The organism is Streptomyces sp. NBC_01275 (assembly GCF_026340655.1).
GTDB lineage: Bacteria > Actinomycetota > Actinomycetes > Streptomycetales > Streptomycetaceae > Streptomyces.
On the sequence record NZ_JAPEOZ010000001.1, the window covers coordinates 105,229 to 127,792 of the forward strand.

General features: G+C 69.3%; 25 protein-coding genes and 7 pseudogenes. 10 read left to right on the forward strand and 22 right to left on the reverse strand.

Annotated features, from left to right (window positions below):
- Nucleotides 1-5: 5 nt before the first annotated feature.
- From OG562_RS00405 to OG562_RS00415, 3 genes are all read right to left on the reverse strand, one after another.
- Nucleotides 6-440 carry a hypothetical protein gene (locus tag OG562_RS00405; protein WP_266392001.1) on the reverse strand — a complete coding sequence of 145 codons (435 nt, stop codon included), beginning with the start codon at nt 438-440 and terminating at the stop codon, nt 6-8.
- A 40-nt stretch (nt 441-480) separates the two neighbouring features.
- Nucleotides 481-951 (reverse strand): SHOCT domain-containing protein, encoded by a 471-nt coding sequence (locus tag OG562_RS00410; RefSeq protein WP_266392004.1) that lies wholly within the window; start codon nt 949-951, stop codon nt 481-483.
- Between the two features lie 146 nt (nt 952-1,097).
- On the reverse strand, nt 1,098-1,694 hold the full coding sequence (locus tag OG562_RS00415) for an HdeD family acid-resistance protein (protein WP_266408920.1): 597 nt from the start codon (nt 1,692-1,694) through the stop codon (nt 1,098-1,100).
- Between the two features lie 360 nt (nt 1,695-2,054).
- Between OG562_RS00415 and OG562_RS00420 the strand changes: the two genes are divergently transcribed.
- Nucleotides 2,055-3,461 carry a DUF2252 domain-containing protein gene (locus OG562_RS00420; RefSeq protein WP_266392006.1) on the forward strand — a complete coding sequence of 469 codons (1,407 nt, stop codon included), beginning with the start codon at nt 2,055-2,057 and terminating at the stop codon, nt 3,459-3,461.
- 113 nt (nt 3,462-3,574) lie between these two features.
- Here OG562_RS00420 and OG562_RS00425 read toward each other — a convergent pair whose 3' ends face one another.
- From OG562_RS00425 to OG562_RS00440, 4 genes and pseudogenes are all read right to left on the reverse strand, one after another.
- A complete protein-coding gene (locus OG562_RS00425) occupies nt 3,575-3,772 on the reverse strand; it encodes a hypothetical protein (protein ID WP_266392008.1) in 198 nt (65 codons plus the stop codon).
- Between the two features lie 129 nt (nt 3,773-3,901).
- A complete protein-coding gene (locus OG562_RS00430) occupies nt 3,902-4,420 on the reverse strand; it encodes a hypothetical protein (protein WP_266392013.1) in 519 nt (172 codons plus the stop codon).
- A 145-nt stretch (nt 4,421-4,565) separates the two neighbouring features.
- Nucleotides 4,566-4,745: pseudogene (locus tag OG562_RS00435) on the reverse strand (MFS transporter); the annotation flags it as partial.
- 913 nt (nt 4,746-5,658) lie between these two features.
- Nucleotides 5,659-6,189, reverse strand: a complete 531-nt coding sequence (locus tag OG562_RS00440) for a transposase (RefSeq protein ID WP_266392022.1) — start codon at nt 6,187-6,189, stop codon at nt 5,659-5,661.
- Between the two features lie 209 nt (nt 6,190-6,398).
- On the opposite strand from OG562_RS00440, the pseudogene OG562_RS00445 reads away from it, so the two are divergent.
- Nucleotides 6,399-6,539 (forward strand): annotated as a pseudogene (locus OG562_RS00445) (transposase); the annotation flags it as partial.
- 216 nt (nt 6,540-6,755) lie between these two features.
- Here OG562_RS00445 and OG562_RS00450 read toward each other — a convergent pair.
- The 5 genes and pseudogenes from OG562_RS00450 to OG562_RS00470 all read right to left on the reverse strand — a co-directional run bounded on the left by OG562_RS00450 (nt 6,756) and on the right by OG562_RS00470 (nt 10,623).
- Complete coding sequence (locus OG562_RS00450; RefSeq protein WP_266392027.1) at nt 6,756-7,832, reverse strand: hypothetical protein; 1,077 nt, start codon at nt 7,830-7,832, stop codon at nt 6,756-6,758.
- Nucleotides 7,833-7,976: 144 nt separating this feature from the next.
- Entirely contained in the window at nt 7,977-8,243 is a 267-nt protein-coding gene (locus tag OG562_RS00455; protein WP_266392030.1) for a DUF4235 domain-containing protein, read from the reverse strand.
- Nucleotides 8,240-8,710: a DUF3618 domain-containing protein gene (locus OG562_RS00460; RefSeq protein WP_266392033.1), complete on the reverse strand. Its 471-nt coding sequence runs from the start codon at nt 8,708-8,710 to the stop codon at nt 8,240-8,242. Before OG562_RS00460 ends, OG562_RS00455 begins: the two co-directional genes overlap by 4 nt.
- Nucleotides 8,707-9,127 (reverse strand): annotated as a pseudogene (locus OG562_RS00465) (phage holin family protein). Before OG562_RS00465 ends, OG562_RS00460 begins: the two are co-directional and overlap by 4 nt.
- 434 nt (nt 9,128-9,561) lie before the next feature.
- Nucleotides 9,562-10,623, reverse strand: a complete 1,062-nt coding sequence (locus tag OG562_RS00470) for a YihY/virulence factor BrkB family protein (RefSeq protein ID WP_266392036.1) — start codon at nt 10,621-10,623, stop codon at nt 9,562-9,564.
- Between the two features lie 438 nt (nt 10,624-11,061).
- Here OG562_RS00470 and OG562_RS00475 point away from each other — a divergent pair, with 438 nt between their 5' ends.
- A complete protein-coding gene (locus tag OG562_RS00475; RefSeq protein ID WP_266392039.1) occupies nt 11,062-11,301 on the forward strand; it encodes a hypothetical protein in 240 nt (79 codons plus the stop codon).
- Between the two features lie 94 nt (nt 11,302-11,395).
- Here OG562_RS00475 and OG562_RS00480 read toward each other — a convergent pair whose 3' ends face one another.
- Nucleotides 11,396-11,872: an SRPBCC family protein gene (locus OG562_RS00480; protein ID WP_266392042.1), complete on the reverse strand. Its 477-nt coding sequence runs from the start codon at nt 11,870-11,872 to the stop codon at nt 11,396-11,398.
- Nucleotides 11,873-12,018: 146 nt separating this feature from the next.
- Here OG562_RS00480 and OG562_RS00485 point away from each other — a divergent pair.
- Together OG562_RS00485 and OG562_RS00490 are read left to right on the forward strand one after the other, a co-directional pair.
- Nucleotides 12,019-12,729 (forward strand): annotated as a pseudogene (locus OG562_RS00485) (NAD(P)/FAD-dependent oxidoreductase); the annotation flags it as partial.
- Between the two features lie 236 nt (nt 12,730-12,965).
- Complete coding sequence (locus OG562_RS00490) at nt 12,966-13,352, forward strand: hypothetical protein (RefSeq protein WP_266392045.1); 387 nt, start codon at nt 12,966-12,968, stop codon at nt 13,350-13,352.
- A 712-nt stretch (nt 13,353-14,064) separates the two neighbouring features.
- Here OG562_RS00490 and OG562_RS00495 read toward each other — a convergent pair.
- The 9 genes and pseudogenes from OG562_RS00495 to OG562_RS00535 all read right to left on the reverse strand — a co-directional run.
- Nucleotides 14,065-15,046, reverse strand: a pseudogene (locus OG562_RS00495) (phytoene desaturase family protein); the annotation flags it as partial.
- A pseudogene (locus OG562_RS00500) lies at nt 15,044-15,193 on the reverse strand (SRPBCC family protein); the annotation flags it as partial. The pseudogenes OG562_RS00495 and OG562_RS00500, both read right to left, overlap by 3 nt.
- Nucleotides 15,194-15,587: 394 nt before the next feature.
- Nucleotides 15,588-15,743 (reverse strand): DUF6131 family protein, encoded by a 156-nt coding sequence (locus tag OG562_RS00505; protein ID WP_189713852.1) that lies wholly within the window; start codon nt 15,741-15,743, stop codon nt 15,588-15,590.
- A gap of 156 nt (nt 15,744-15,899) precedes the next feature.
- A pseudogene (locus tag OG562_RS00510) lies at nt 15,900-16,179 on the reverse strand (gas vesicle protein K).
- Nucleotides 16,176-16,403 (reverse strand): gas vesicle protein, encoded by a 228-nt coding sequence (locus tag OG562_RS00515; RefSeq protein WP_266392052.1) that lies wholly within the window; start codon nt 16,401-16,403, stop codon nt 16,176-16,178. Before OG562_RS00515 ends, OG562_RS00510 begins: the two are co-directional and overlap by 4 nt.
- Nucleotides 16,404-16,458: 55 nt before the next feature.
- Nucleotides 16,459-16,995, reverse strand: coding sequence for a CocE/NonD family hydrolase (locus OG562_RS00520; protein ID WP_266392055.1), 537 nt, complete (start codon nt 16,993-16,995; stop codon nt 16,459-16,461).
- A gap of 11 nt (nt 16,996-17,006) precedes the next feature.
- Nucleotides 17,007-17,144, reverse strand: coding sequence for a hypothetical protein (locus tag OG562_RS00525; protein WP_266392058.1), 138 nt, complete (start codon nt 17,142-17,144; stop codon nt 17,007-17,009).
- A 10-nt stretch (nt 17,145-17,154) separates the two neighbouring features.
- Nucleotides 17,155-18,054: an alpha/beta fold hydrolase gene (locus tag OG562_RS00530; RefSeq protein WP_266392060.1), complete on the reverse strand. Its 900-nt coding sequence runs from the start codon at nt 18,052-18,054 to the stop codon at nt 17,155-17,157.
- Between the two features lie 31 nt (nt 18,055-18,085).
- Nucleotides 18,086-18,787: an SDR family oxidoreductase gene (locus OG562_RS00535; protein ID WP_266392063.1), complete on the reverse strand. Its 702-nt coding sequence runs from the start codon at nt 18,785-18,787 to the stop codon at nt 18,086-18,088.
- A gap of 495 nt (nt 18,788-19,282) precedes the next feature.
- Between OG562_RS00535 and OG562_RS00540 the strand changes: the two genes are divergently transcribed.
- The 5 genes from OG562_RS00540 (at nt 19,283) to OG562_RS00560 (ending at nt 22,517) form a co-directional block, all read left to right on the forward strand.
- Nucleotides 19,283-20,035 carry an MFS transporter gene (locus OG562_RS00540; protein WP_266392066.1) on the forward strand — a complete coding sequence of 251 codons (753 nt, stop codon included), beginning with the start codon at nt 19,283-19,285 and terminating at the stop codon, nt 20,033-20,035.
- A complete protein-coding gene (locus OG562_RS00545) occupies nt 20,032-20,781 on the forward strand; it encodes an MFS transporter (RefSeq protein ID WP_266392069.1) in 750 nt (249 codons plus the stop codon). The genes OG562_RS00540 and OG562_RS00545 overlap by 4 nt, the downstream gene beginning before the upstream one ends.
- Before the next feature lie 374 nt (nt 20,782-21,155).
- The gene (locus OG562_RS45910) at nt 21,156-21,317 is read left to right on the forward strand and encodes a hypothetical protein (protein WP_323187462.1); all 162 of its coding nucleotides are present in this window, start codon (nt 21,156-21,158) and stop codon (nt 21,315-21,317) included.
- Between the two features lie 233 nt (nt 21,318-21,550).
- Nucleotides 21,551-22,120, forward strand: coding sequence for a TetR/AcrR family transcriptional regulator (locus tag OG562_RS00555; protein WP_266392072.1), 570 nt, complete (start codon nt 21,551-21,553; stop codon nt 22,118-22,120).
- A 10-nt stretch (nt 22,121-22,130) separates the two neighbouring features.
- On the forward strand, nt 22,131-22,517 hold the full coding sequence (locus OG562_RS00560; protein ID WP_266392075.1) for an enoyl-CoA hydratase/isomerase family protein: 387 nt from the start codon (nt 22,131-22,133) through the stop codon (nt 22,515-22,517).
- Nucleotides 22,518-22,564: the final 47 nt, after the last annotated feature.

Genomic DNA, 22,564 nt, shown 5'->3' on the forward strand with positions numbered 1-22,564 from the left:
CCCGGCTACCGCCCTTCCGACCCGGACCCGGCCGGACGCGCCACGCACAGCGCCCAGATGATGAACCCGGAGAAGGCGATCATCACGACCGACCAGACCGGGTAGTACGGCAGGGAGAGGAAGTTGGCGATCACGATGAGCCCGGCGATGGCCACACCGGCGACGCGCGCCCACTTCGCCGTCTGGAACAGCCCCAGGCTGACGAGCACCGCGACCACGCCCAGGGCCAGGTGGATCCAGCCCCAGCCGGTCAGGTCGAACTTGAAGACGTAGTTGCTCGTCGAAACGAACACGTCGTCCTCGGCGATCCCCATGATCCCGCGGAAGATGTCGAGCACTCCGGCGAGCATGAGTGTCACAGCGGCGAAGACGGTCAGGCCGTCGGCCCACTGCAGTCTGGCCGAGTGCGCGTGCGCGTGCGGAGTGTGAGTCGCAGTCATCCCGATGCCTCGATTCGGTGTCGTCTTTCGTCGGGTGGGTTCAGCGGCCGGAGCCGGACGTGACGGGGGCCGATCCCTCGGCCGGGCCGTGCCCGCTCAGGACCAGCTGCTTCGCCTTGCGGAACTCCTCGTCCGTGATGTCGCCGCGGGCCCGGATCTCGGACAGCTTGGCCAGCTCGTCGGCGCTGCTGGGCCGTCCGTCGCCGCCCTGGGCGGTCTTGCGGACGTAGGAGTCGAAGGCCTCCTGCTGTGCACGGGCGTGCGCCGCATCGCGGCTGCCCATGTTCTTGCCGCGGGCGATCACGTAGACGAACACCCCGAGGAACGGCAGGACGATCGTGAACACCAGCCAGCCGGTCTTGGCCCAGCCGCTGAGGTCGTCGTCGCGGAAGATGTCGACGACGACCCGGAAGAGCAGGACGAACCACATGATCCACAGGAAGAACACCAGCATGGTCCAGAAGGCGCTCAGCAGCGGATAGTCGTACGCGAGGTACGTCGGTGCACTCATGTCACTCCTCCGTCCCGGGCTTTCGCCCGAAAGCCGTTGCGTGCCGTTTCCAGAGTGCGTGCGGCGGGTGCCGGGGGCCTCACCCCAGGCGGGTGAGCTGTGCCCGTGGGGTCCGGGGCGCCCCTCGGCGGTTCCTTCGCCGGATCTCAGTCGCCCCCGGCCGTCCCGCGCGGGCCGTTTGCGCCCACGCCCGCCCGGCGCAGCGCGGCCCGCCAGGCCAGGGCGACGGCCAGCTCGACCAGGCCGAGCAGGACCAGCCAGAGGCCGAGCAGCCGGGTCAGCGCCCGGGCCGACTCGGTGGGCAGGGACAGCACCACGATTCCGGCGACGATGCCGAGGACGGCCGCGCACAGGACGAAGCCGCGGTGGGGCAGGTCCTTGGCGGCGAGGGCCGTGTAGAGGGTGAGGATGCCCGACGTCAGCCAGACGATCCCGACGATCAGGGAGAGCACGGCGATGGTCTGGAGCGGGTTGCGCAGGCACAGAACGCCGGCCAGGACGTACAGCACGGCCAGGAGCAGTCCGGGCAGCCGTTCGCCGTGGTCGTCCCGGGCGAAGGCCGCCACGAACCGGAACGCCCCGGTCACCAGGAGATACAGGCCGATGAGGACCGCCAGCACGTGCAGGGTCTCGTCCGGCCAGACAAGGACGAGCAGGCCCGGCACGAGCGTGGCGATCGCCGAGCCGAGCATCCACGTCCAGGAGCGCCCGAGGGCCGCCAGCGTCTGCGCGGGGTCGCCCATGGGGTGGTCGCCCGCGGTGTGCGGTCCCGCCCCGTCGGACCTGTGCTCCGGCCCGGTGTGCGGCCCCTCCGGATCACGCGACACGGTCATGGCTCCTCCTCGCGCGATCGGCGGGTCGCCTCCGGACCGCCGACGGGGCGGTGTGCGGTGACCTCACCGGGCCAGCGTCCCGCCCGGCGCGGCCCGCCGGGTCACCCATCACGGGTGATCCGCGCGGCGCGCGGCAGCGATGGGCTGGAACCCCGGAGGTTCGGTCAGGAAATCGCCGGGCAGGGCGGAAGCCTCGCGCTGCGCCCGCCCAGGTGTGCGCCGGGCGCGGGACTCCGCGACACGGGGACAGCCGTCCAGGAGGTGTGCGTCATGGCGCTACCGAGCGCATTCACGGCCCATCTGACACCGAGCGAGCGAGCGGCGTACGGCAGGAGCACGCGTACCCGCATGTCACGCTCGGATCACGGCCGGTTCGAAGAGGCCGCGGAACGGATCGACCCGGTCGAACTGATAGACCGTCAGTCCAACACGCGGGTATCCGAGTTGGTGCCGATCCGCTACGGCCGCATGCTCGAGTCCCCGTTCCGCTTCTACCGGGGCGCGGCGGCGATCATGGCCGCCGACCTCGGCGCCACCGCGCACACCGGCCTGACGGTGCAGCTGTGCGGCGACGCCCACCTGCTCAACTTCCGGCTGCTGGCCTCGCCCGAACGCCATCTCGTCTTCGACATCAACGACTTCGACGAGACCCTGCCCGGCCCGTTCGAATGGGACGTCAAGCGGCTGGCGGCCTCCTTCGTGATCGCCGGCCGCGAGAACGACTTCACGGTCCGTGAGCAGAACACCGCCGTACGGGCCTGTGTGGGCGCCTACCGGCGGCGCATGCGGGAGTTCGCCGGAATGCGGACCCTGGACGTCTGGTACGCCCAGGACGACGTGGACCGGATGCGGAAGCTGATGGCCTCGTCGATGGACAAGGAGACCCGCCGACGTACCGACCAGGCGACGGCCAAGGCCCGGACGCGGACCCACCTCCAGGCCTTCGAGAAGCTGACCCGGCCCACGGCCGAGGGGCGGCAGATCACCCCGGACCCGCCGCTGATCACGCGGCTCAGGGATCTGCTGACCAACGCCTCCGAGGAGGAGAAGGGAATCCAGGAGGTCGTGGACGGGTACCGGCAGACCCTGTCGTCCCAGCACCGGCATCTGCTGCGCCAGTACCACCTGGTCGACATCGCCCGGAAGGTGGTGGGCGTGGGCAGCGTCGGAACGCGCTGCTGGATCCTGCTGCTGCTCGGCCGGGACGACGACGACCCGCTGCTGCTGCAGGCCAAGGAGGCGGGCGAGTCCGTCCTCGCGCCCCACGTCGGCGGGGAGACGTTCGACAACGAGGGCCGCCGTGTGGTGGCGGGCCAGCGGCTGATCCAGACGACCAGCGACATCTTCCTGGGCTGGACCCACGTCGTGGGCGGCCTCGACGGGCAGGACCGGGACTTCTACGTGCGGCAGCTGCGGGACTGGAAGGGCATCGCCCGGCCGGAGACCATGGATCCCAGCCTGTTCCGGCTGTTCGCGCGGCTGTGCGGCGCCTGTCTGGCGCGGGCTCACGCCCGTTCCGGCGACCCCGTCGCCATCGCCGCCTACCTCGGCGGCGGCGACCGCTTCGACCGGGCGCTCGCCGGGTTCGCCCAGGAGTACGCCGACCGCAACCAGCGTGACTTCGACGCACTGGGGACCGCGGCCCGCTCGGGCAGGGTCCAGACCGAGAGTCTCTGACTCCCCCGCACGACACTCTCGTACGATGCGCGCGACTCCCACGAGTCGCGCGCATCGTACGACGCTGTCACGACTCCCCCTGCTGACGACTCCTGTGCTCCGTCCGAGCTCCGTCACTCCGGCGGCTGGCGCATCTCCAGGACGCGCAGGCCCAGCGAGCGGCAGCGGGCCAGCAGCCCGTAGAGGTGCGCCTCGTCCACGACGGGCCCGAACAGGACGGTCTGGCCGGACATCACCACATGGTCGAGCTCCGGGAAGGCTCTGGCCAGCGTCTCCGACATACATCCGTCGACGCGGATCTCGTAGCGCATGAGCTGCTCTCCCCCGGGTGGCCTGGGACAGGCGGGCTGCGGCGCCCCTACCCTGCGATGGTCCTGCTCGGCACGGCCGACGGCCTCACCCAGTACAGGTGAGGTCGGTGCGGAAGTCGCTGCGGGAGGTCAGTGCGTCAGGAAGATCTTGAACGAGATGATCAGCAGGCCGAGCAGCAGGTTCACCGTGGCGGTGACGGTCACCAGGCGCCAGGAGGCGCCGGCCCGACGGGCCGCGGCCGCCGACCATCCCACCTGGCCCGCCACGGCCACGGCGAGCCCGAACCAGAGGGCGCCCTGCAGGTCGAGGCCGAGCAGCGGGCTGACGGCCACGGCGGCGGCCGGCGGGACGGCGGCCTTGACGATGGGCCACTCCTCGCGGCACACGTGCAGCACGATCCGGCGGTCCAGGCTCAGCTGGGCCAGGCGCGCGCCGAACAGCTCGGCGTGCACATGGGCGATCCAGAACGCCACGCTGGTGAGCAGGAGCAGCACCACCACTTCCAGCCGTGGAAGCGAGCCGAAGGAGCCCGCGCCGAGGATCACGGAGGCGGCGAGCATGGACCCATAGACACCGCCGGTGTAGTCGCCGCGTGTGCGGCCCTCGGCGGTGCGCGCTACGACGGTGGCGTCGTCGGTTCCTGGCATCGCGGCTCCCGAATCAGTGACGTGAGCCGACGGTGTGGGCCGGCTCACCGGTGTCGGGCAGTTCGGGCCACCTGGGCCGATTCGGGCGGGCGGCCGGACGGGTCGGCAGGTGCGGGGTGACCAGGAAACCGGCGAGCGTGATCGCTCCGATGATCATGAAGGCGGCCATGACCAGCGCGTGGAGCGTGATGACGGCCTGGATGGCAGTGACCTCGGTGTCGAAGTCCTCGACGAGCCGGCTGATGGAGACGTTCATGACGGACGTGTCCAGAACCATCAGGAACTGGGCCGTCCCCAGGACGATCAGAGCCCGCCAGTGCGCCAAGGTGTCCACCTCGCCGAGTCGGCCCGGGACGCCGGTGGGCGTCACCCGGGCAGCGACCACAGCCGACCGGCCGCCCCCTCCATCCCAGCTCAGCAGCCCGTCCGGTACCTCACCCGCCACGGGCGAGCCTGCTGCCGCGCGACCGGCGACCACGGACCGGCGGAGCCGTGAACAGGTCATGGAAACCGCGGCTAGCGTGCCCGGCGCACCGCGTCGGGAGTCGACCACGATCAGCCCCGGGGAGAATCTGGGGAGTTTCGACCAGCAGGCCGTTCCCCCGGCCTCCCGAGCAGTCCGTCGATGACGGCGCGCCTCCTACTCCCGGCCTCCGGCATGAATTGGGCGTAGTAACCGAGCGTGACATTGGGCGAGGAGTGCCCGAGCCATCGCGCCGGCGTCACCACGGACTCCCTCGACTCCAGCATGATCGAGGCGTAGGTGTGCCGCAGCACATGAAACCCGTCCCTCGGCGCTGCCTGCCACTGCCAGGGTTTTGCCCCTCTGGGGCGCGGTGGAATGATGCCGGCCTCGGCCAGCGCGGGCTTCCAGGTGTTGGTGTTCCACGCGACTAACCGCAATGGCGTTGCCGAATCGTGTGGCGAGCAGCAGGGAGTACTTCCTCGGCTGCCCTTCCGGCTTCTCCCACGGGAGCTCCACCTCCACAGGCGGAAACGCCTCGACATGGCGCTTCAGCTCCTCGGCCACCGAGGACGGCATATCGACGACGCGCGTCTTGCCTCCCTTCGGAAGAGTGAAGTACCGCCTCCCCTTGAACGACTGGACTTGGCGGCGGACGTGAAGCGCGCCTCCGTACTCGACCGAGAGGGCAGTGGCCCCCAACTTGGCTATGTACGCTCGCAGAGCCGCCACCGGGAGCTGAAGGTTCCCAGAGGCACTTGGTCACTGAGCTATTTCAGCGTTGCCGCTCCAGGGTGAGGACGGCAGCGGCGATTGACGACATTCGATGCGGGCTACAGCGCGCGTGGTGGAAGGTCCACCAGGACTTCAGGCGGGCCACGCCCCGTTCGACCGGTGCCCGTACTGCCGAGAGCGCGCGGTTGACGGTGTGCTGGGTTGGCGACAGGTCGCGACCGGGTGGGCGTCTGACCGGTGGGGTGACCCACGGTCCGGCGCCGATGCAGGCGCGGTCGGCAAGGATCGGGACGCCTTGGCGTTCGCAGAACCGGATGATCCGGTGGGCGCGGGCCGCGGTCAGGTCATGGGTCCGGCCCGGCAGAGCGGGCGAGATCCACAGCAGGCGTCCGGTCAGATCGGTGACCACCACGGTGTGGGTGTAGGCGTGGGCGGTGCCCAGCGAGATGCCGAAGCCGGCGGCGATCTGCGCGAGGGTGTCGTGCTTGCGCAGGTACACCAAGGCGACCAGCGCGCGCTGGTGTGGAGGGAGCTTGCAGCGGCGGTCACCCTCACGGGTGACGATGAGCATGGTGACCCTTAAGAATGTTGGACGGTCCGGGAGGACCGGGTGTGGCGGATGGTGACCTGCCGGTGATGGCTTGAGTGGATTGGCCGCCCGGTCCTCCGGGACGCTCCGACTGCTGATTGAGAACTGCGGTCATCGCTGGTGAAGGGCCTGTCGGCGGAGTGTTCCTCGGACCGTTGAAGCTCTCGGCACGCAGGAACGGAGCGACGCGGGTGACCAGGCGGCACACATGCATATGGGTCGGCATCGATGCCGGCAAGGGCCATCACTGGGCGGTAGCGGTGAGCGCCGAGGGCGAGCGGCTCTTTTCAACGAAGGTGATCAACGACGAGTCACAGATCCTGACGCTGATCCACTCAACCAGTGCGTGCGGCAGGTCGAGTGCGGCAGGATGGGGAACCAACGAGGCTCCTGTGCCGACGGGTTGAGACTTCGAACACCTCCCCCAACGGCACAGGAGCCTCGTGCGTTGCGGGTTCCTCCGCCGTGAGGCAAACGGTTTGTCACACACCCTGACGCGGCGGCACTTCTGCCACCGACTGCGGAGGGTGTGTGACAGGCTCGACAGCTCATTGGATCAGGTCGGTGTGCGGATGCTCGGGAGAGGTCGGGCAGACGTAGATCTGCATGTTGTCGGTGCTGCCGACTTCGACCTTGGTCGGCTGCGAGGGGTTCTGGCCACAGCAATGACCGGCGGTGTTGGCGGCGGCCTGTTCTTCGCAAGGCGCCCAGCTGTGTCCCTCACCGCCGTCCCATTCGAAGGAGGCGATGGTCAGCAGCGGGACCATCCGCACATCACAGACAGTGCAGTATCGGGGGTTGGGGTCGGTGCGGCCCCATGGAGGCCAGCCGCCGACCTTCCATCCGGGTGCGTCTGCCAGATGGATGTCATAGAAGTCCCGTGGAAAGTCCGCGTAGGAGCTGTCCACGTCGGCGCCGGCTGCCTGCCATCTGCTCCAGTCCTCCACCATCAGCAGCATCTGCGGGCTCAGATCGAGGCTGGCGGGGTACTCGGTGATCGCTTCCGGTGCCAGCACGCACGGTTCCGGCACATAGCCCTCATAGTTCACCTCGTACGGCTCGGGCGGTGTGGCGAGGATGTCGACGACCTCCGCGGCGGACCGCCAGAACAGTGCGGTCGACGGCTTCCAATTCGGAACGTGGTCGTAGGGGCACCACAGAACCTGGAGCAGATCGCCCTGTCCGGGCGGCCGCAGCAGGGGTATGTCGCGTAGATACAGCTGGGCCACGGGCAGCATGGGGACCGGGCAGTCCGCGGGCAACGGAGGGCCGGCGTCGAGGCGCTCCGCGAGCCTCGCGGCGTTCCGTTCCTTGACCGCCTCCTCCTCGGGCGTTATCCCAGGACCATCGTGATCACCGTGCCACCGGGCCCGCATGCGCCTTATGAGCCGCACTTCGGCCGGCGACTGGCGGAACCCACTGTCACGGTGCAGGTGCGAGGCTTCGCAGTGCGGCCACGGCTCCTCAGCCGGCCACAGCAACGGCCCCCCGACCGAGCTCTCCCCGACCGAAGGCGACCCGGGACGAGGGTGCAGCCGAATCGCAGGACGTGCCAACGGCGCCAGCTCGGGAAAGACCGCGGTCACGTCCACGGGCCGCGGCGGAGTAGTGCGTACGAAAACCATGCCGGTGATCCTGTCACCAGCCACTGACAACCCCTGGCCGCCTCAACCAACTTCGGTGGCATCGGTGTTCAGCTGGTCAAGTCCAACGCATGCAGCCTCGGCCACAGCGACAGCGTCTTCCACGGCGGACGTCGACGGGCGGGGTCAGTCGGGCCAGGTGCCGGTCAGGCGGCGAGTCGCGACGGCGCCACCGCGGTCGACGACGGCTTTGACGCCGGCGAAGATCGCGCCTTGGAGGATGGCTGCCGACAGCACCTCGCGCCAGGTGCGGCGCTCGTCAGTGGCGTCGGGGGCCTCCTGTTCATGCCCGAGCTTCTTCCACACCTGTTTGAACACTCCGCCGGCCAGCATTCCGCTGACCGCGCCCAATGCCAGGCCGACCGGCTTGTAGACGATCTTCGACGCTTTCATCGCCGCCTCCAGGCTCGACGTACCAGCAGCAACGCGACCACCGCGCCCGCCGCCGCGAACAAGGGGCTGCGGTTGGCCCGCGCAATCCGCATGCCCTGATCCGCCTTTTCACGCACCGGCTCGGGAGCCTTCTCACGGGCCGGCTCTCCGACGCGCACGGCCCTGTCGCGGACCTGCCCGGTGGCTGCGGCGGCCTTGGCACGCATCGGCTCCGGGGTCCCGTCCTGCAGCAGATGGGCGGCGCGCGCAGCCGTGTCCCGCAGCTGAGCAGTGACCTGGTTGGTCTTCTCTGCGACCTGCTGCTTGACGGCGGTCGTCTTCTCATGGGCACGGGCTTTCACATCGGTCTTCGCCGCGAGCGCCTCGACGGTCTCGCCGAGGTCCCCTCGCGTAGCCTCGACACGCTCGCACAGTTCCTCCGAGGAGGGTGCTGCCTCGTCACCCCTGTGCGGCTTGTCCTGGGTCATCGCTGTGCCTTCTCCTTGATCTCGGCCACGTCAGCCTTGACGCTGTCCACCGTCCGCTCCGGCGTGGGCGGGGACGCCCTGCCGATCTGCTTCTTGCCGAGTGCCGCCATCAGGGCGGTGACGGCAGCCAGGGCAGCTGTGACGATCAGTGCCGCCGCCCGCACATCCATGACGAGCGACAGCGCGGCGATCACGGCGGCCACCAGTGCCTGGCAGAGTGAGGACACCCACCAGGCCGGCGCCGCCGAACAGACCGCCGTCCTTGCCGAACCGCTTGCCCTTCTCGGTCATCTCGGCCTGAGCCAGGCGCATCTCGTCCCGGACCATCTGTGAGAGTTGCTGCGTCGCACGCTGGACCAGTTCGCCCACCGGTTCCTGCGCTCCCCCGCCGCTGCGAGGGGAGCCGTCTGCTGTCATGGGTGCTCACCCGTCCTTGCGTCATTGCTTCCGGCGTACGTGGCGACTTCGTCGGCGTTCCGGCCCGTTGGCGGCAACGGACGACGGTACGGCGATCTCGCCTTGCGCCCATTCGGCCGGGTGCCCGAGTACCCCCGCAACGCCACATCACCACCTGTCAGAACACGTGTCTCCGCGGCAGCCGCGGGGCGGCGCGCATCAGGGTCGCCACAGCCAGGCCGATCGCGCCGCCCGCCGCCACGTCGGCGGGGTAGCGGGCTCCGCTGCACCCGCTGCCCGGCGACCGAGTCGCCGTCAGCCCGCAGGCGACCCCGGGAGCCGGCCTCACCCCCGACCGCGCCGGAGCCACGGCGGCCCCGCACGATCGTCCGCCTGGCGACGAGCCGCCGATCCCCCACCCGCAGAGCCCGGGCACACGCGAGTGCTCCGCCACCTCAGGATCCGAGCCGACGGCGGTCCTCCTCGTCCCACTTCCGGGTGTCTCGCGGCGTGACGTACGGCTCCTCTCCGGCCGGGTGACCGCCCGCAACAGCCCGTTGGCGGTTCATCTCCGCGTCGAACTCCAGGCCGAGCAGGATCGCCAGGTTGGTGATCCACAGCCACACCAGGAAGATGATCACCCCGGCGAGGGTGCCGTAGGTCTTGTTGTACGAGCCGAAGTTCGCCACGTAGAACGCGAATCCCGCCGAGGCGATCATCCAGATCAGCAGGGCGAGGAAACTGCCCGGCGTGATCCAGCGGAAGCCGCGGACCTTCGCGTTCGGGGTCGCCCAGTACAGGACCGCGATCATCACCGTGACCAGGACCACCAGCACCGGCCACTTCGCGATCGACCACACGGTCAGCGCCGTGTCCCCGACCCCGAGCGCGGTGCCGACCTGCCGGGCCAGACCGCCGGTGAACACCACGATCAGCGCACTGATCACGGCCATGACCATCAGCACCACGGTCACGCCGACCCGCACCGGCAGCACCTTCCATACCGGACGGCCCTCGGGAACGTCGTAGACCACGTTCGCGCTGCGGATGAACGCCGCGACATAACCGGACGCCGACCACACCGCCAGCACCAGGCCCACGATCGCCATGATCGAGCCGATCCCACCCCTGCCCTGCATCTGCTGCACGGCGTTGCGCAGGATGTCCTGCGCCGCGCCCGGGGCGAGCTTCTGGATGTTGTCCAGCACCGCCTGTGTCGCCGACTGCCCGACGATGCCGAGCAGCGACACGAGCGCCAGCAACGCGGGGAACAGCGCCAGGATCGAGTAGTAGGTCAGCGCCGCCGCCCGGTCGGCCAGCTCGTCCTTCTTGAACTCCTTGAGGGTGCCTTTCAGCACCGTCCCCCAGGAGCCCTTGGGCAGGTCCGTCGGACTGTCCGGCGCCTGCCGCTCCACCTGCTCATCCGGCCCGGCAACCGCTGTCCGCCCGGTCTCGGCCTCCTGGCCGGACGTCACGTCCCCGCCGTGCCTTCCATGCCTTCTCATCGTCCGCGTCATGCCACACGAGTATCCGATGAGACAACACTCATACTCAATACAGACAAACCGGACACTCGGTTCACTTGCGCTGGACTGTTTGAAGAGTGCCAATGGGCCGGCGGGTGCCGTGGAGGGCCTGATCCGGTGTACCCGGTCGATGACCATCGCCATCGGTTGCATCAAGCCGTCGCCATGCCTGGGCGGTCGTCGTGCCGGAGGAGCCGGGAAGAGCGGCGGAGAGCACGTCACCGCCGTGCGGATGGTGACCGTGCGCTGTTCGAGCAGGGCGGCGGCGTCCGGCTCGTGGGAGTGGGAGAGGTCGGCTCCCGGCCGGCGAGCCGCGGAGCCGGGGCGGCCCCGCACGCCCGTCGGCCCACTGCCCGCCACCACTACGACCGCCCCCGCGGCATCGACGCCCCGGCTCACCACTGCAGCCCGGCACCTGCCGATCGGCGCGTGCGCATCCGCATCCCCGTCGGCACGGATGGAGAAAAACCCGGACGCAGAGTGGTGCTGAACGCTTCCGAAATCACCTTCGCGGATTCGACGCTGCTGAATCTGTTGCTCCGCATCCACCGGCACACGACCCTGCGGGTGGCCGCGCCCGCACTCCAGTCAAGGCGCGTTCCGGAGATCACCGGAGTCGCTTCCGTGCTGGTCGTACGGGACACCGTGGAAGCCGCGGCCTCGGCCTGAACCGACGAACGACGCCCATCAGGGTTCGGCGTGAGCCGCACAGGCATGGCGGCCGGGGGCTCCCCGCCCGGGGGCCCGTTCGCGTCCCGAGTGGTCAGAAGGCCGAGCCGGGATTCCCGGGCCGGATGCGTCCTCGCCAGGCGCCCGTCTCGCCCCCGCGCTGTTCGATGTAGTCCTTGAAGCGGTGCAGATCTCCCTTGACCTGGCGGTCGATCATGCCGAGCATGTCCGCGCCCTTCTCAGCCATACCGCTGGGCTCGACGTCCATCGTGAGCTCCACCCGGGTGTGGGTGTCGTCCAACCGCTGGAACCTGACCGATCCCCGCTGCCGGGTCTCTCCTTCCACGACCCGCCAGGTGATCCGGTCGTCCACCAACTGGTCGACTATCTCGGTGTCGAACTCGCGCCGCACCCCGCCGATCTTGGTGGTCCAGTGATTGTGCCGCTCGTCGAGCTGCCTCACCTCCTCGACGCCCTCCATGAAGTTCGGGAACTCCTCGAACTGCGTCCACTGGTTGTAGGCCGTGTGGACGGGGACCTCGACGTCCACTGCTTCCTTCACCGTGCTCATGGTCTCCTCCTCGCTGATGGTCGTTCCACACAACACCGAGTACCCGCGCACACAGGAAAGAAGATCTATATATCGGGCTTATCGCTCACCATGAGAGGCACTCGGCCGCCATGAACGGCGCAACAGGAATCCAAGGGTCCTAGTGGCTGGAAACCCGCACCGCCCGGCGACCCCGCTCCCCCGCCGTCCGGTGATCTGACCGTCGACGTCGCCGTGGTCGGCGCGGGCATCGCCGGACTCAGCACGGCCTGGGAGCTGGTCCGGCAGGGACGCGAGGTGACCGTGCTGGAGGCCGGCCGCGTCGCCGCCGGGGTCACCGGCCACACGACGGCCAAACCGAGCGCCCTGCACACGCTGGTCTACGACCACCTGCGCCGCACCCGCGGCCCCGAGGGCGCACGCCTGTACGCGGACTCGCAGACCGCGGCGATCCGGCACGCGTCCGAGATCGTCGACGAACTCGGCATCGACTGCGAGCGGGAGGAGACGGCGGCCTACACCTACGCCGAGGATCCGCGGCGCGTCGCAGAGTTGCGGGCGGAGGCCGAAGCCGCGCATGAGGCGGGTCCGCCCGCCGAGCTCGTGACCGAGACCGAGCTGCCCTTCGCGGTCGCCGGCGCGGTCCGGGTGAGCGGGCAGGCGCAGTTCCATCCCCGTAAGTACCTGCTGGCACGCACCGACGACCTGCCCGGCGCGGCGGCACGGTGTACGAGGGAACCCGCGTCGTCGGCCTCACCGAGGGCGAACCCTGCATCCTGCGGACGGACGCCGGGGTGTCCATTCGCGCGCGCGAGGTCGTGATCGCCACGCACTACCCCGCCTTCGACCGGGCCCTCCTCTTCAGCCGCCTCAGCCCGCCCGGCTGTCGTTCAACCACGCGGAGCAGGCGTGGGAGTGCCCGTGTCACGGATCGCGCTTCGCCCCGGACGGGCGGGTGATCCAGGGTCCTGCCTTCGTCCGCTGGGAAAGCGCGACATCGCGGAACAGGAGCGACCGAAAGTTGCTGCAAGATACACCTAAGTCGCAAAGCGGGATAATTGGCTCTATGCGGCGGCGCACAGGCATCGCCCCCGTCGAACAGGCAGGTCACCCCATGGCGAAGAAACCACAGCCTTCCCAGCCACCGCACGGTCAGGGCCCGAGCCGTCACCAGGGCAGTGAACAGCACGGCTGGTCTCCCGACGTGGACGAGACACATCAGCAGGACAACCCCAGCGCCCATCGTTCCTTCCACACCGCCGAGTACGGCGGCGGGAAAGGCCCTGGACGGACCAAGTCCAAGGAAGAGACGAAGTCGGTACCGGGCAACACGGTGGAAAGCGTCAGCGCACGCGGCGAGGAGTACGCCGACAAGGACGAGAAAGGCCGGAAGGACACGGGCCGAAGGGGTCGCTCCCAGCGCCCCAGCGGCACCAAGGACGCCTCCGCGACGACCGGCGTCGACCCTCAGGACCCACCGTCCCGGCGCCGCCCAAGCTAGGTGCCGAGATGCCGGCCGCCCAGGCCGATCGCCTTCACTTGTCACGCGTGAGCCAGGGCTGCACGCTGCCGGGCGTCGGAGTGGGCGTCCGGCCGGTGGCTCGCATGCCTGGTCGACCGTGAAGGGCGGTGCGCGTCACGGCCTCTGCTGCTCGGCGGTGGCGTCGGCTCGTCCGCCGACGCCGAGCGACCCCGTGGGGCGGAGGGTCTGGTCGGCCTCCAGGCGTGGCAGGAAGGGGCGGGGGCGTAGACGGCGGTACGCCGGTGTTCCGCGGCTTGTACCAGCAGTGCGCGACGGCGGTCCGGGGGGTGGCGCGCCGGGCGGGTAGGGGCATGTGGGCACGCGGTTCGCGCAGGACGGCGTGGTGGTCGGCATCGCGGATCATGTCGGTGTCGATCCGGTTCAGGCAGGCGATGCCGACGGCTAGCCCGTGCCGGGCCGCCTCGGCGCGCCGAGCGTGCGCGAAGGCTTCCGCGCCGGATTTCGAGGCACGAACGTGCGCGCCGGTCAGGGCTCTGCCGGTGAGGTTGACGTCGATGACCCGCCGCCACGCGGTCACATCGGTCTCGTGACCGATCGGCGCCACGTGCGCGCCGCGCCGGGCAAGGTCGCGTGCTTGTGCCGCTCCCAGCCCACGTGCGGCTCGATCACGACGATGGTGCGGCCGTCGAGGGGCTGTCGCGCATGAGCTGCTCCCTTCGTCCGGGCAGCGTCAGCGGATCGGCGATCGCTTGGCCCCGGTGCGGTCGCGGTGGGCCAGGATGCGCTGCAGGCGGTCCAGGCCGGGTGGCCGGTTGCGGTGCAGGGCCGCTCGCGCGGCGTTGGCGCCCGGAGCGCCGCATCCGCCACCGCCTGGGTGGGCGCCGGCGGCTGCGAGGAAGAGCCCGCGCACGGAGGTCTCCGGGCGTCCTGTGCCGGGCAGAGGGCGGAAGAGCAGCTGCTGGTGGAGGGCGGTGGTACCGCCGTTGATCGCGCCGCCGTGCAGATTGCGGTCGAGCATCTGCAGCGTGGAAGGAGCCAGGATGCGCCGGGCCCGGATGAAGGACCGGAACCCGGGAGCGAATCGCTCGACCTGGCGTTCGATCCGGTCGGCCATCGCCTCCTGCTCTTTCGAGTCCCAGACGCCGGTCAGCCCTTCGTCGCCGGCGTCGGAGGTGATCCGTTGGGGCACGTGGTGTAGGCCCGGGCCGACTCGGTCCCTCGGGGCGAACGCGTGGGGTCGGCGGTCGTCATCTGGCCGATCAGCGCGAAGGGGCGGTCGGGCACGGCGCCCGTCGCGATCTGGGCGGCGAACCGGGTGAGCTCGTCCAGCCCGTCGGCCAGGTGAACGGTGCCGGCCCGGCCGGCCCGATCCGCCTGCCAGGGCACGGGAGCGTCGAGCGCCCAGTCGACCTTGAAGGTCGCGAAGTCCCACTCGAACCGTTTCAGGTTCTCCAGCAGCTGGGCCGGCAGATGCTCCGGGTCCAGGAGGTCGCCGTAGAGCGCGGGCACCGACACATCGCCAGCACGGCACGGCGGGCGGCGAGGCTGTCGTCGTCGGCGGTGCGTACGCCGGCGGACCGCCCGTCGCGGACGACGATCCGGCTGACACGCTGTCCGTGGCGCACGGCGCCACCACGGGCGTGCAGCCGCCGTACCGGTGCATCGGTCAGGGCGCCGGAGCCGCCGACCGGCACAGGGAAGCCGTACGTCTGGAGCGCAGCACCCACCTGCGGCCACCGACCCCGCGTCTGTCGCGACGCCGAGGTCCCCACCACCCACTCCGTGTAGCGGTCGCCGTCCGACAGAACAGCCCACACCGTCCGCGGACTCGCCTTGACCAGCCGATACCGAACTGCCACGGGCACCTCCCGCAGTCGTCACGTTCCTCGCCAAGTGCCCACATCGAGGGATGCCAACCAGAACGACCCACCAGAGCAACGCTCACGCGGCAAGGCACACACGCGCCTCGCCTGATCCGTAGACCCGCCGTCGTCCGACCGGCAGGTTCCGCGCCCGATGGACGCTCGGCCGTTTGTGGGCCATACGAGGACGCCCGAGGGCACTCAGCAGCGACCGGAAGTGACATACGCCCCACGGCTGTCACCACTGAGCCCCTACACGGGGAACTGCTCCCGGGAAACAAACCTCGCGGGATCCGCGTGGCCCTCGAGTACAGCGGGACAGGCCGTACCTGAAAACCGCGCCCAGTGTCGCTCAGCTGAGGATGCGCCGTGAAGGCCCGGCGCACGACCGCTACCAGTAGTGCCGACGTCCGCCGACGGCGTGCCCCACCGATCCCAGGATCCACAAAATGATGCCGATGACAACCAGGATGATCCCGATGGTCCACAGGATGCCGAGGCCGGCCACCAAGCCGACAACGAGGAGAATGACTCCAAGGACGATCATGGGGGGCCTCCGATGTGAGCCAGGTTCCCCTCGTTCCAGAGTAGCTCCGTCCGATCCCGCGGTGGTGACGTCCCAGGTCGGCCGGAGTCCTCGCACCCGGGGACGCCCGTGAGACTGCCCCCAGGCCGTGACCGGGGCCGATGCGCACCGACACCTTCACTTTTGGGGCAAAAGGGTTCCGGGTGGCCCAAGGTCGAGATTGAGATCCTCCGGACGCACTCCGTGCTGCTCGCAGAGTTCCGTCATCCGCTGGTCGAGCAGCATCAACGTGGTCCCGATCTCTTCAGCCTGCTCATCACTGAGATCGCCCTGCTCGACACGGCGAATCGCCTGGCGCTCCATCAGCTGCCGGAGGAGTTCGACCACGGTGACAACCAAGGTGACGAGGTCACCGTCCCACCCGGTCGGAGTCCAGGTCGAGCCGGGAGCCGGTCAAAGCGGGCCCCCATCCGCCCACGGCACCGGGACGCCTTCACTGACGGACGACAGCAGGGCATGGAGCGACAGTCGCGCCAGCGGAACGTCGGCGATGGCGATGACCAGGTCACCGCTGATCGCTACGCCGGTCGCCAGGACACGGTCCAGCAGGTCGACGAGCGGCACCCCGATGGGATCATCCAGGGGCCCGGGGCTGTCCCAGGGCACCACTTCATGCGTCACGGTGTACACCTCGCCGACAGCTGAACCCGAAGTTGACGTCGCCGACCATGTGCCGTCAGTTGGTGTGCGTCCACGGACCCATGACCAGCGTGGCGGACCGGCCGGCCCGGCGCATGGCGGTGAAGTTGTCGAGGGCGCCCTGCCTGAAGATGTCGTACCAGCCGCCGAGTTGGAAGGTGGGCAGGTCGACCTCGTCGTGCCGGCCCGCGACGCGGCAGGACGCCGCCCCGTCGGGCTCCCGCCGGGAACCCTCGTAGCCCAGCTCGGGGAGATCGTGCCGGGCGAACGCGGGAAAATGCCCGGCGGGCAGCTCCGCGTAACCGCCGCTCGCCAGACCGTCCAGATCCTGTACGAGGCCGGTGATTCCGCTCACGAGTCCGTCGAGGTCGGTGCGGTGACGGCGCATCAGGGTGTCGGCTCCCTGCATCAGGGACCAGGGCACGGTGATGCCGAGCTCGATCGCGCCGCCGCGCGTCCACAGTCCGTCGTCCGGATCGGACCACGTGATCAGCGGTGCGATCGCCTTGAGCTCCGGTGGCTTCGACAGCGCCGCCATCCACTGGGTGTTGCCGAAGTAGCTGCCGCCGCACATGCCGACGGACGCTATGGGCGTGTGCTTGCCATACGGCAGCCGACCCAGCAGCACCGGCCACGGCCCGTACCGCCGGGCCGGTGGACGTCCGCACGCAGCACCGTGCCGTCACGCATCTCCGCCGGAACATCGAACTCGATCTCCGCCATGCACTGCTCCTTAGGTCAGTGGTCCCGGAGGCCAGGCCACCGCGTTCAACAGGTCGGCCAGCACGTCGGGCCGTTCCAGAGCGATGAAGTGGCCTGCCTTGGAAACCTGTGTGAAGTCGGCAGCCGGAAGCAGTCGCTTGTTGGCTTCCCGGTCCGAGGGCCGGGACCAGTCCTTTTCCCCGTAGACGAGGTGGACGGGCGCCTTGACCTCGCGGTAGCGCGAGCGGGCGGCGATGAGGCTGGGCAGGCTCTGGTACACGGCCCGGGCGACGGTCGGGTAGCCGGGACGGCTGCCCACCTGGAGGAGCTCGTCCACATAGTCCTCCTGCAGCGCGCTCTTGTCGCCGAGCCCGCCCTGCAGGATCTTGCTGAGGGCGGCCTTGGGCTCCACCCCGGCGATCACCGGGCCCACTCCCGGGGCGAGAACCCCGCTGATCACCACACGGGCGAGGAGACTGGACCGGGCGATTCCGCCGCGGAAGTCGTACGTGTTGACCGCGACGACGCGCCGGACCCGCTCCGGGAGATCGGCCGCGGTGGTCAGGGCGAGCACCGCTCCCATGGACTCCCCGACCAACGTCACGTCGTGCAGGTCGAGTTCGGTGAGGAGCCGCTCGACGCCCGCGCGCATCGCTGGCTCGTCATACGACGCACCGGGCACGATCTCCGAGTAGCCCATCCCCGGCAGGTCGAGGGCATACACGGTGTAGCGGTCCGCAATCAGCGGGATGAGGAGGCGGAAGTGCTCGGCCTGGGTGCGCACGGTGTGCAGCAGGACCAGGGGGGCGCCGGTGCCCGCCTTGAGGTAGCGCAGGGTTCCCTCGCGGCCCTCACGTCCCGTGCGCGGGGCGAGGGTGTGGCTGGTGGTCCTTGGGATGTGGATCGTGGGACGTGACTCGTGGGCGCGCATCTCGCGGTCTCCTTGTGTGAGTGAGAAGAGGTTAGTTCGCCAGCTGGGCATACAGCCCTGCCAGGTCGCCGGCCAGGCCCGCCTTGACCTGCCGCGAGATGTCGTCGGCGAGCACCTCGTACGCGCCCGTCTCGACGCCGTCGAGGGCGAGTGCGGCGACTTCACGGGGGTCGGACTTGGGCGCCTCGACGCCTGCCGCGAGGTCCGTGTCCACGTATCCCACGTGCAGTCCGGTGACGGCGATACCGCGCGGCTGCAGCTCCAGGCGCAGGGAGTTGGTCTGCGACCACAGGGCGGCCTTGGAGGCGCTGTAGGAGCCGCCGAGCGCGATCCAGGAGAGCACGGAGTGCACGTTGAGGAGATGGCCGCCGCCGTTGCGCTCGATGACCGGCACGAAGGCGCGGGTGAGAAGCAGCGGGCCGTAGAAGTTGGTCTCGAACTCCCGGCGTACGTCATCCACCGGGGAGTCGAGGAAGGACGCGCCGACCGAGGCGCCGGCGTTGTTGATCAGCACGGTCACGTCTTGCGCCTGCGCGGCGGCGGCCGCCACGGAAGCCGGGTCTGTGACCTCCAGCGCCACCGGGAAGGCGTCGGGGTGCGTCACACTGCGCGGGTCGCGGGCCGTGGCGTAGACCTTGCCGGCGCCGCGCGCGTACAGCTCTTCCACCAGGGCCTTGCCGATGCCTCGGCTGCCGCCGGTGACGAAGACGTTTGCGCCCTTCAAAGCAGTCATGACTCTCTCCACAGAATGAGAAACCGATCGGTTTCCATCACGATAAACCGATCGGTTTCCAGGCGCAAGTCCGGCAGGGCCCCGGCTTCACCGGGGCGTTCCGTACCCATGGACCCCTGGGATGACGAGCCCTCCAGCTCTCGACGTACATGGTGATGCGGTCGCCTCGCAGTGCGGACGTCGAGCGGGTGTCGCTGCAGTCAGCCGGCTCGCCGCCCAAGTACGCCCGGGCGGCCCGCGGTCCCGGCCGTACGACACAAGGTGTCGACGCCGATGTGGACGCTCCGCCGACAGAACGGCCGTGCTGCGACGTCGGGCAACGAGTCGCGCGTCGAGACAGCACCGCCGGCCTGGGCGGGCTTCGGCCTTGTCGAGTCGCGCCTTGGTCGGAAGCGACCCGGTCACTTGCACCGTGGAAACCGATCTGTTTTCTTCGGTGGAAACAGATCGGTTTCCGGCCGATGGTCGGTCTATGGCCGGCAGCTAAGGGGAAAAGTGAGTACCACCTTCGACCGCGGGGCGCCCGCCTCCGGGAAAACAGATTCGGCCCGCCGCGGCTCACATGCCGTGCGCTGGTGGGTGCTTGTCGTGCTGGGCACGGCGCAGCTCATGGTCACGCTCGACGCGACCGTAGTGAACATCGCGCTGCCCGAAGCGCAACATGACCTCGGTTTCAGCGACGGCAGCCGGCAGTGGGTCATCACGGGGTACGCCTTGGCTTTCGGCAGCCTGCTACTGCTCGGGGGCCGACTCGGTGACCTGTTCGGCCGACGTACGACCTTCGTGACCGGCCTGATCGGTTTCGCGGCGGCATCCGTCGTCGGAGGCGCGGCCGGCAGCTTCGACATACTCGTCGCGGCACGCGTTGCCCAGGGCCTCTTCGCCGCGCTGCTCGCGCCCGCGGCGCTCTCGCTGCTCAGCGTGACCTTCACCCAGCCGACCGAAAGGCCGAAAGCCTTCGGCATCTTCAGTGCGTTGTCCGGTGCGGGCGCCGCGGTCGGACTCCTGCTCGGCGGCATGCTCACCGAATGGGCGTCGTGGCGCTGGGTGATGTACGTGAACGTCGTTTTCGCGGGTGTCGCGTTGGTCGGCGCGTTGCTGCTGTTGGCCAAGCCCGTGGTCACCGCGCGACCCCGAATAGACATTCCTGGCACCGTCGTGGTGAGCGCCGCACTGTTCGGCATCGTCTACGGGTTCGCGCACGTCGAATCCACCAGTTGGACCGACCGGTCGCCCTCGGATCCATGATCAGCGGCGTGGTGCTGCTCGCGGTATTCGCATGGCTGGAGCTCAGGGTCGCGCATCCGCTGCTGCCGCTGCGAGTCGTGCTGGACAGAACCCGCGGCGGTTCGTTCCTGGCTGTGTTCGTCCTGGGCATGGGGATGTTCTCGATCTTCCTGTTCCTGACCTATTACCTGGAGGCCAGCATCGGCTACTCGCCGATCGAGGCCGGTCTGTCCTTCCTGCCGATGGTCGGGGGCATCGTCGCCTCGTCGACCACGGTGCCTTCGCTGCTGCTGCCCAAGGTCGGTCCGAAGATCGTGGTCAGCGCCGGCTTCCTGGTCTCCGCATCCGGTATGGCCCTGCTGACCCGGCTCACGCTGGACAGCGGCTACGTCGCCGACATCATGCCGGGCATGATCCTGTTGGGTCTCGGTATCGGTGCAGTGATGACCACCGCGTTCCAGGGTGCGACCGCAGGTGTGCACCACGAGGACGCGGGCGTCCCCTCGGCGCTGATCAACACCAGCCAGCAGGTGGGTGGCTCGATCAGCACGGCGCTGCTGACCACCGTCGCCTCGTCGGCCGCGACCGACTACCTGTCCTCGCACAAGCCCGGGGCGCTGACCGTGGCCCAGGCCGGGGTCGAGAGCTACACGGCCACCCTGGCGTGGGGCGCCGGGATCTTCGTGGTCGGTGCGGTGCTCACGGCGTTCCCGATGCCGAATTCGGCTCTGACGCCGTCGGAAGGCGAGCCCGTGATCGCCCACTGAGCCTGAATCCACCGGGGATACACGCTGGTCACCACGAGTGGACTGTGGGAAATGCCCTGCTAACTGCGCTGACAGGTGTCCTCAAGGCACAAATCATCGCAGGTAGACAGGGCATCTCATCTCCGAGATGGCGCCCGCCTCTACCCGCTACCCGCGCGATGCGCCTTCAGCAGGCGCCGCTCATCACAGGTAGCGGTCACCCACGATGTGGGCTCAATTCCCGAGGCCGATAGGCACGCTGATCATGGCCGCCGCGGTCGGCCTGGGGATGGACGCCTTCCACCTCCCGCTGCTGTGGCTGGATCGGTGCGCTCACCTTCTTTGCCGTATTCGGCACGCCCGGCATGCCGGCGGCCACGTTGTTCTGTGTCGCGATGACGGTGCCGACAGCCGGCCGCCACCCCATCAAGGCGCTGCCCGGCTTCTACCGCTTCCTCACGGAGTTCGAGCCGCTGCGGCAGACCACCGGCGGCGTCCGCTCAATCCTCTACTGCGGCGCCCCGGGAGACGAGGGCCCGGCCCGGGTAGGGCGATGACGGCTGTCGGCCTCATTGTGGCCGCGCTCCTCGGCTTCGAGGGCACGGCCTGGTCCGACTGCCAGGGGCTGCACCGCGCCCTCGTGGAGACGAAGCCGAGAAGACCTGCACCCCAACGTAGCGGGAACCGTATTCATATACCCTCTCGGCCGTGGGCGGCGTCGAAGATCACCTCGGCAAGCGTCGTAAACCGATCGGTTTTCAATTGGCCGGAATCGAGTTAACCTCGCAATATGACCACCGACGCGAAGCCAAGTCCCCGAGAGCGGCTGCTGGAGGCAGCAGCCACGCTGATCTACCGAGACGGCGTCAGCATCGGCGTCGACGCGCTGTGCAAGGCGGCGGGGGTGTCGAAGCGCTCCATGTACCAACTGTTCGAGAGCAAAGGCGAACTGCTGGCCGCGAGCCTGGAGGAACGCGCCTCCGCCTACGTGGCGACTCTCCTGCCTGCGGCGGACGACAACCGGTCACCCCGCGAGCGGATCATGCACGTCTTCGACCAGTTGGCGTCACAGGCGGGTGCGCCCGACTTCCAGGGGTGTAGGTACCTCGTCGTGCAGATCGAGCTCAAAGACCAGAGCCACCCTGCGAGCCGGGTGGCCCACCGGGTCAAGGAGAACTTGACAGCCTTCTTCCGCGCCGAGGCCGAACACGGTGGGGCGAGCGATCCGAATCTGCTGGCCCGGCAGCTGATCCTCGTCTTCGACGGCGCCAGTGCCCGTGCGGGAATCAAGGCCGACACGCCGACAGGGCTCATCGCTCCCACCGTGGCCGTCCTGCTCGATGCGGCGGACCTGCGCTGACGCATCGCATTTGCGGGCAGTCTCGGCGAGCGATGCGCTCGGCGAGTCACGGCCGGCCTCCAGCGACCCGGGCATTTCTGGCGGCGGCGTCGAATGGCTCGCCGCCCTGGTGGGACGCTCAAGGTCCCTCGAGATCGTCCTGGGCGCGGACGACTTCGACGCGGACATCGCCGAACGATACGGCTGGATCAACCGGGCCGTTCCCGGCAGCGAACTCGACGCGTTCGTCGACGCGTTCGTCGACGCCTTCGCCGAGCGCGTGAGCCGTTTCGAGAAGCGCGTGCTGGAGACCGGCAGGCCGATCGTCGAGGTCGCGAAGGACCTGGGCATCAACGAGACCACCCTGGCCAGCTGGGTGTCACGGGCCCGCCGGGCCGGGGACCGCGCCGACCGGTGAGAGCGACGAGCTGGAGCGGCTGCGACGGGAGAACGCCCAGCTCAAGC

Bases quoted from the DNA above. Each gene is read 5' to 3' on its own strand.
- OG562_RS00405 (WP_266392001.1), bottom strand. From the start codon at position 440: ATGACTGCGACTCACACTCCGCACGCGCACGCGCACTCGGCCAGACTG.
- OG562_RS00410 (WP_266392004.1), bottom strand. From the start codon at position 951: ATGAGTGCACCGACGTACCTCGCGTACGACTATCCGCTGCTGAGCGCC.
- OG562_RS00415 (WP_266408920.1), bottom strand. From the start codon at position 1,694: ATGGGCGACCCCGCGCAGACGCTGGCGGCCCTCGGGCGCTCCTGGACG.
- OG562_RS00420 (WP_266392006.1), top strand. From the start codon at position 2,055: ATGGCGCTACCGAGCGCATTCACGGCCCATCTGACACCGAGCGAGCGA.
- OG562_RS00425 (WP_266392008.1), bottom strand. From the start codon at position 3,772: ATGCGCTACGAGATCCGCGTCGACGGATGTATGTCGGAGACGCTGGCC.
- OG562_RS00430 (WP_266392013.1), bottom strand. From the start codon at position 4,420: ATGCCAGGAACCGACGACGCCACCGTCGTAGCGCGCACCGCCGAGGGC.
- OG562_RS00440 (WP_266392022.1), bottom strand. From the start codon at position 6,189: ATGCTCATCGTCACCCGTGAGGGTGACCGCCGCTGCAAGCTCCCTCCA.
- OG562_RS00450 (WP_266392027.1), bottom strand. From the start codon at position 7,832: ATGGTTTTCGTACGCACTACTCCGCCGCGGCCCGTGGACGTGACCGCG.
- OG562_RS00455 (WP_266392030.1), bottom strand. From the start codon at position 8,243: ATGAAAGCGTCGAAGATCGTCTACAAGCCGGTCGGCCTGGCATTGGGC.
- OG562_RS00460 (WP_266392033.1), bottom strand. From the start codon at position 8,710: ATGACCCAGGACAAGCCGCACAGGGGTGACGAGGCAGCACCCTCCTCG.
- OG562_RS00470 (WP_266392036.1), bottom strand. From the start codon at position 10,623: ATGACGCGGACGATGAGAAGGCATGGAAGGCACGGCGGGGACGTGACG.
- OG562_RS00480 (WP_266392042.1), bottom strand. From the start codon at position 11,872: ATGAGCACGGTGAAGGAAGCAGTGGACGTCGAGGTCCCCGTCCACACG.
- OG562_RS00490 (WP_266392045.1), top strand. From the start codon at position 12,966: ATGGCGAAGAAACCACAGCCTTCCCAGCCACCGCACGGTCAGGGCCCG.
- OG562_RS00505 (WP_189713852.1), bottom strand. From the start codon at position 15,743: ATGATCGTCCTTGGAGTCATTCTCCTCGTTGTCGGCTTGGTGGCCGGC.
- OG562_RS00520 (WP_266392055.1), bottom strand. From the start codon at position 16,995: ATGTGCGGCGGCAGCTACTTCGGCAACACCCAGTGGATGGCGGCGCTG.
- OG562_RS00525 (WP_266392058.1), bottom strand. From the start codon at position 17,144: ATGGCGGAGATCGAGTTCGATGTTCCGGCGGAGATGCGTGACGGCACG.
- OG562_RS00530 (WP_266392060.1), bottom strand. From the start codon at position 18,054: ATGCGCGCCCACGAGTCACGTCCCACGATCCACATCCCAAGGACCACC.
- OG562_RS00535 (WP_266392063.1), bottom strand. From the start codon at position 18,787: ATGACTGCTTTGAAGGGCGCAAACGTCTTCGTCACCGGCGGCAGCCGA.
- OG562_RS00545 (WP_266392069.1), top strand. From the start codon at position 20,032: ATGATCAGCGGCGTGGTGCTGCTCGCGGTATTCGCATGGCTGGAGCTC.
- OG562_RS45910 (WP_323187462.1), top strand. From the start codon at position 21,156: ATGACGGTGCCGACAGCCGGCCGCCACCCCATCAAGGCGCTGCCCGGC.
- OG562_RS00555 (WP_266392072.1), top strand. From the start codon at position 21,551: ATGACCACCGACGCGAAGCCAAGTCCCCGAGAGCGGCTGCTGGAGGCA.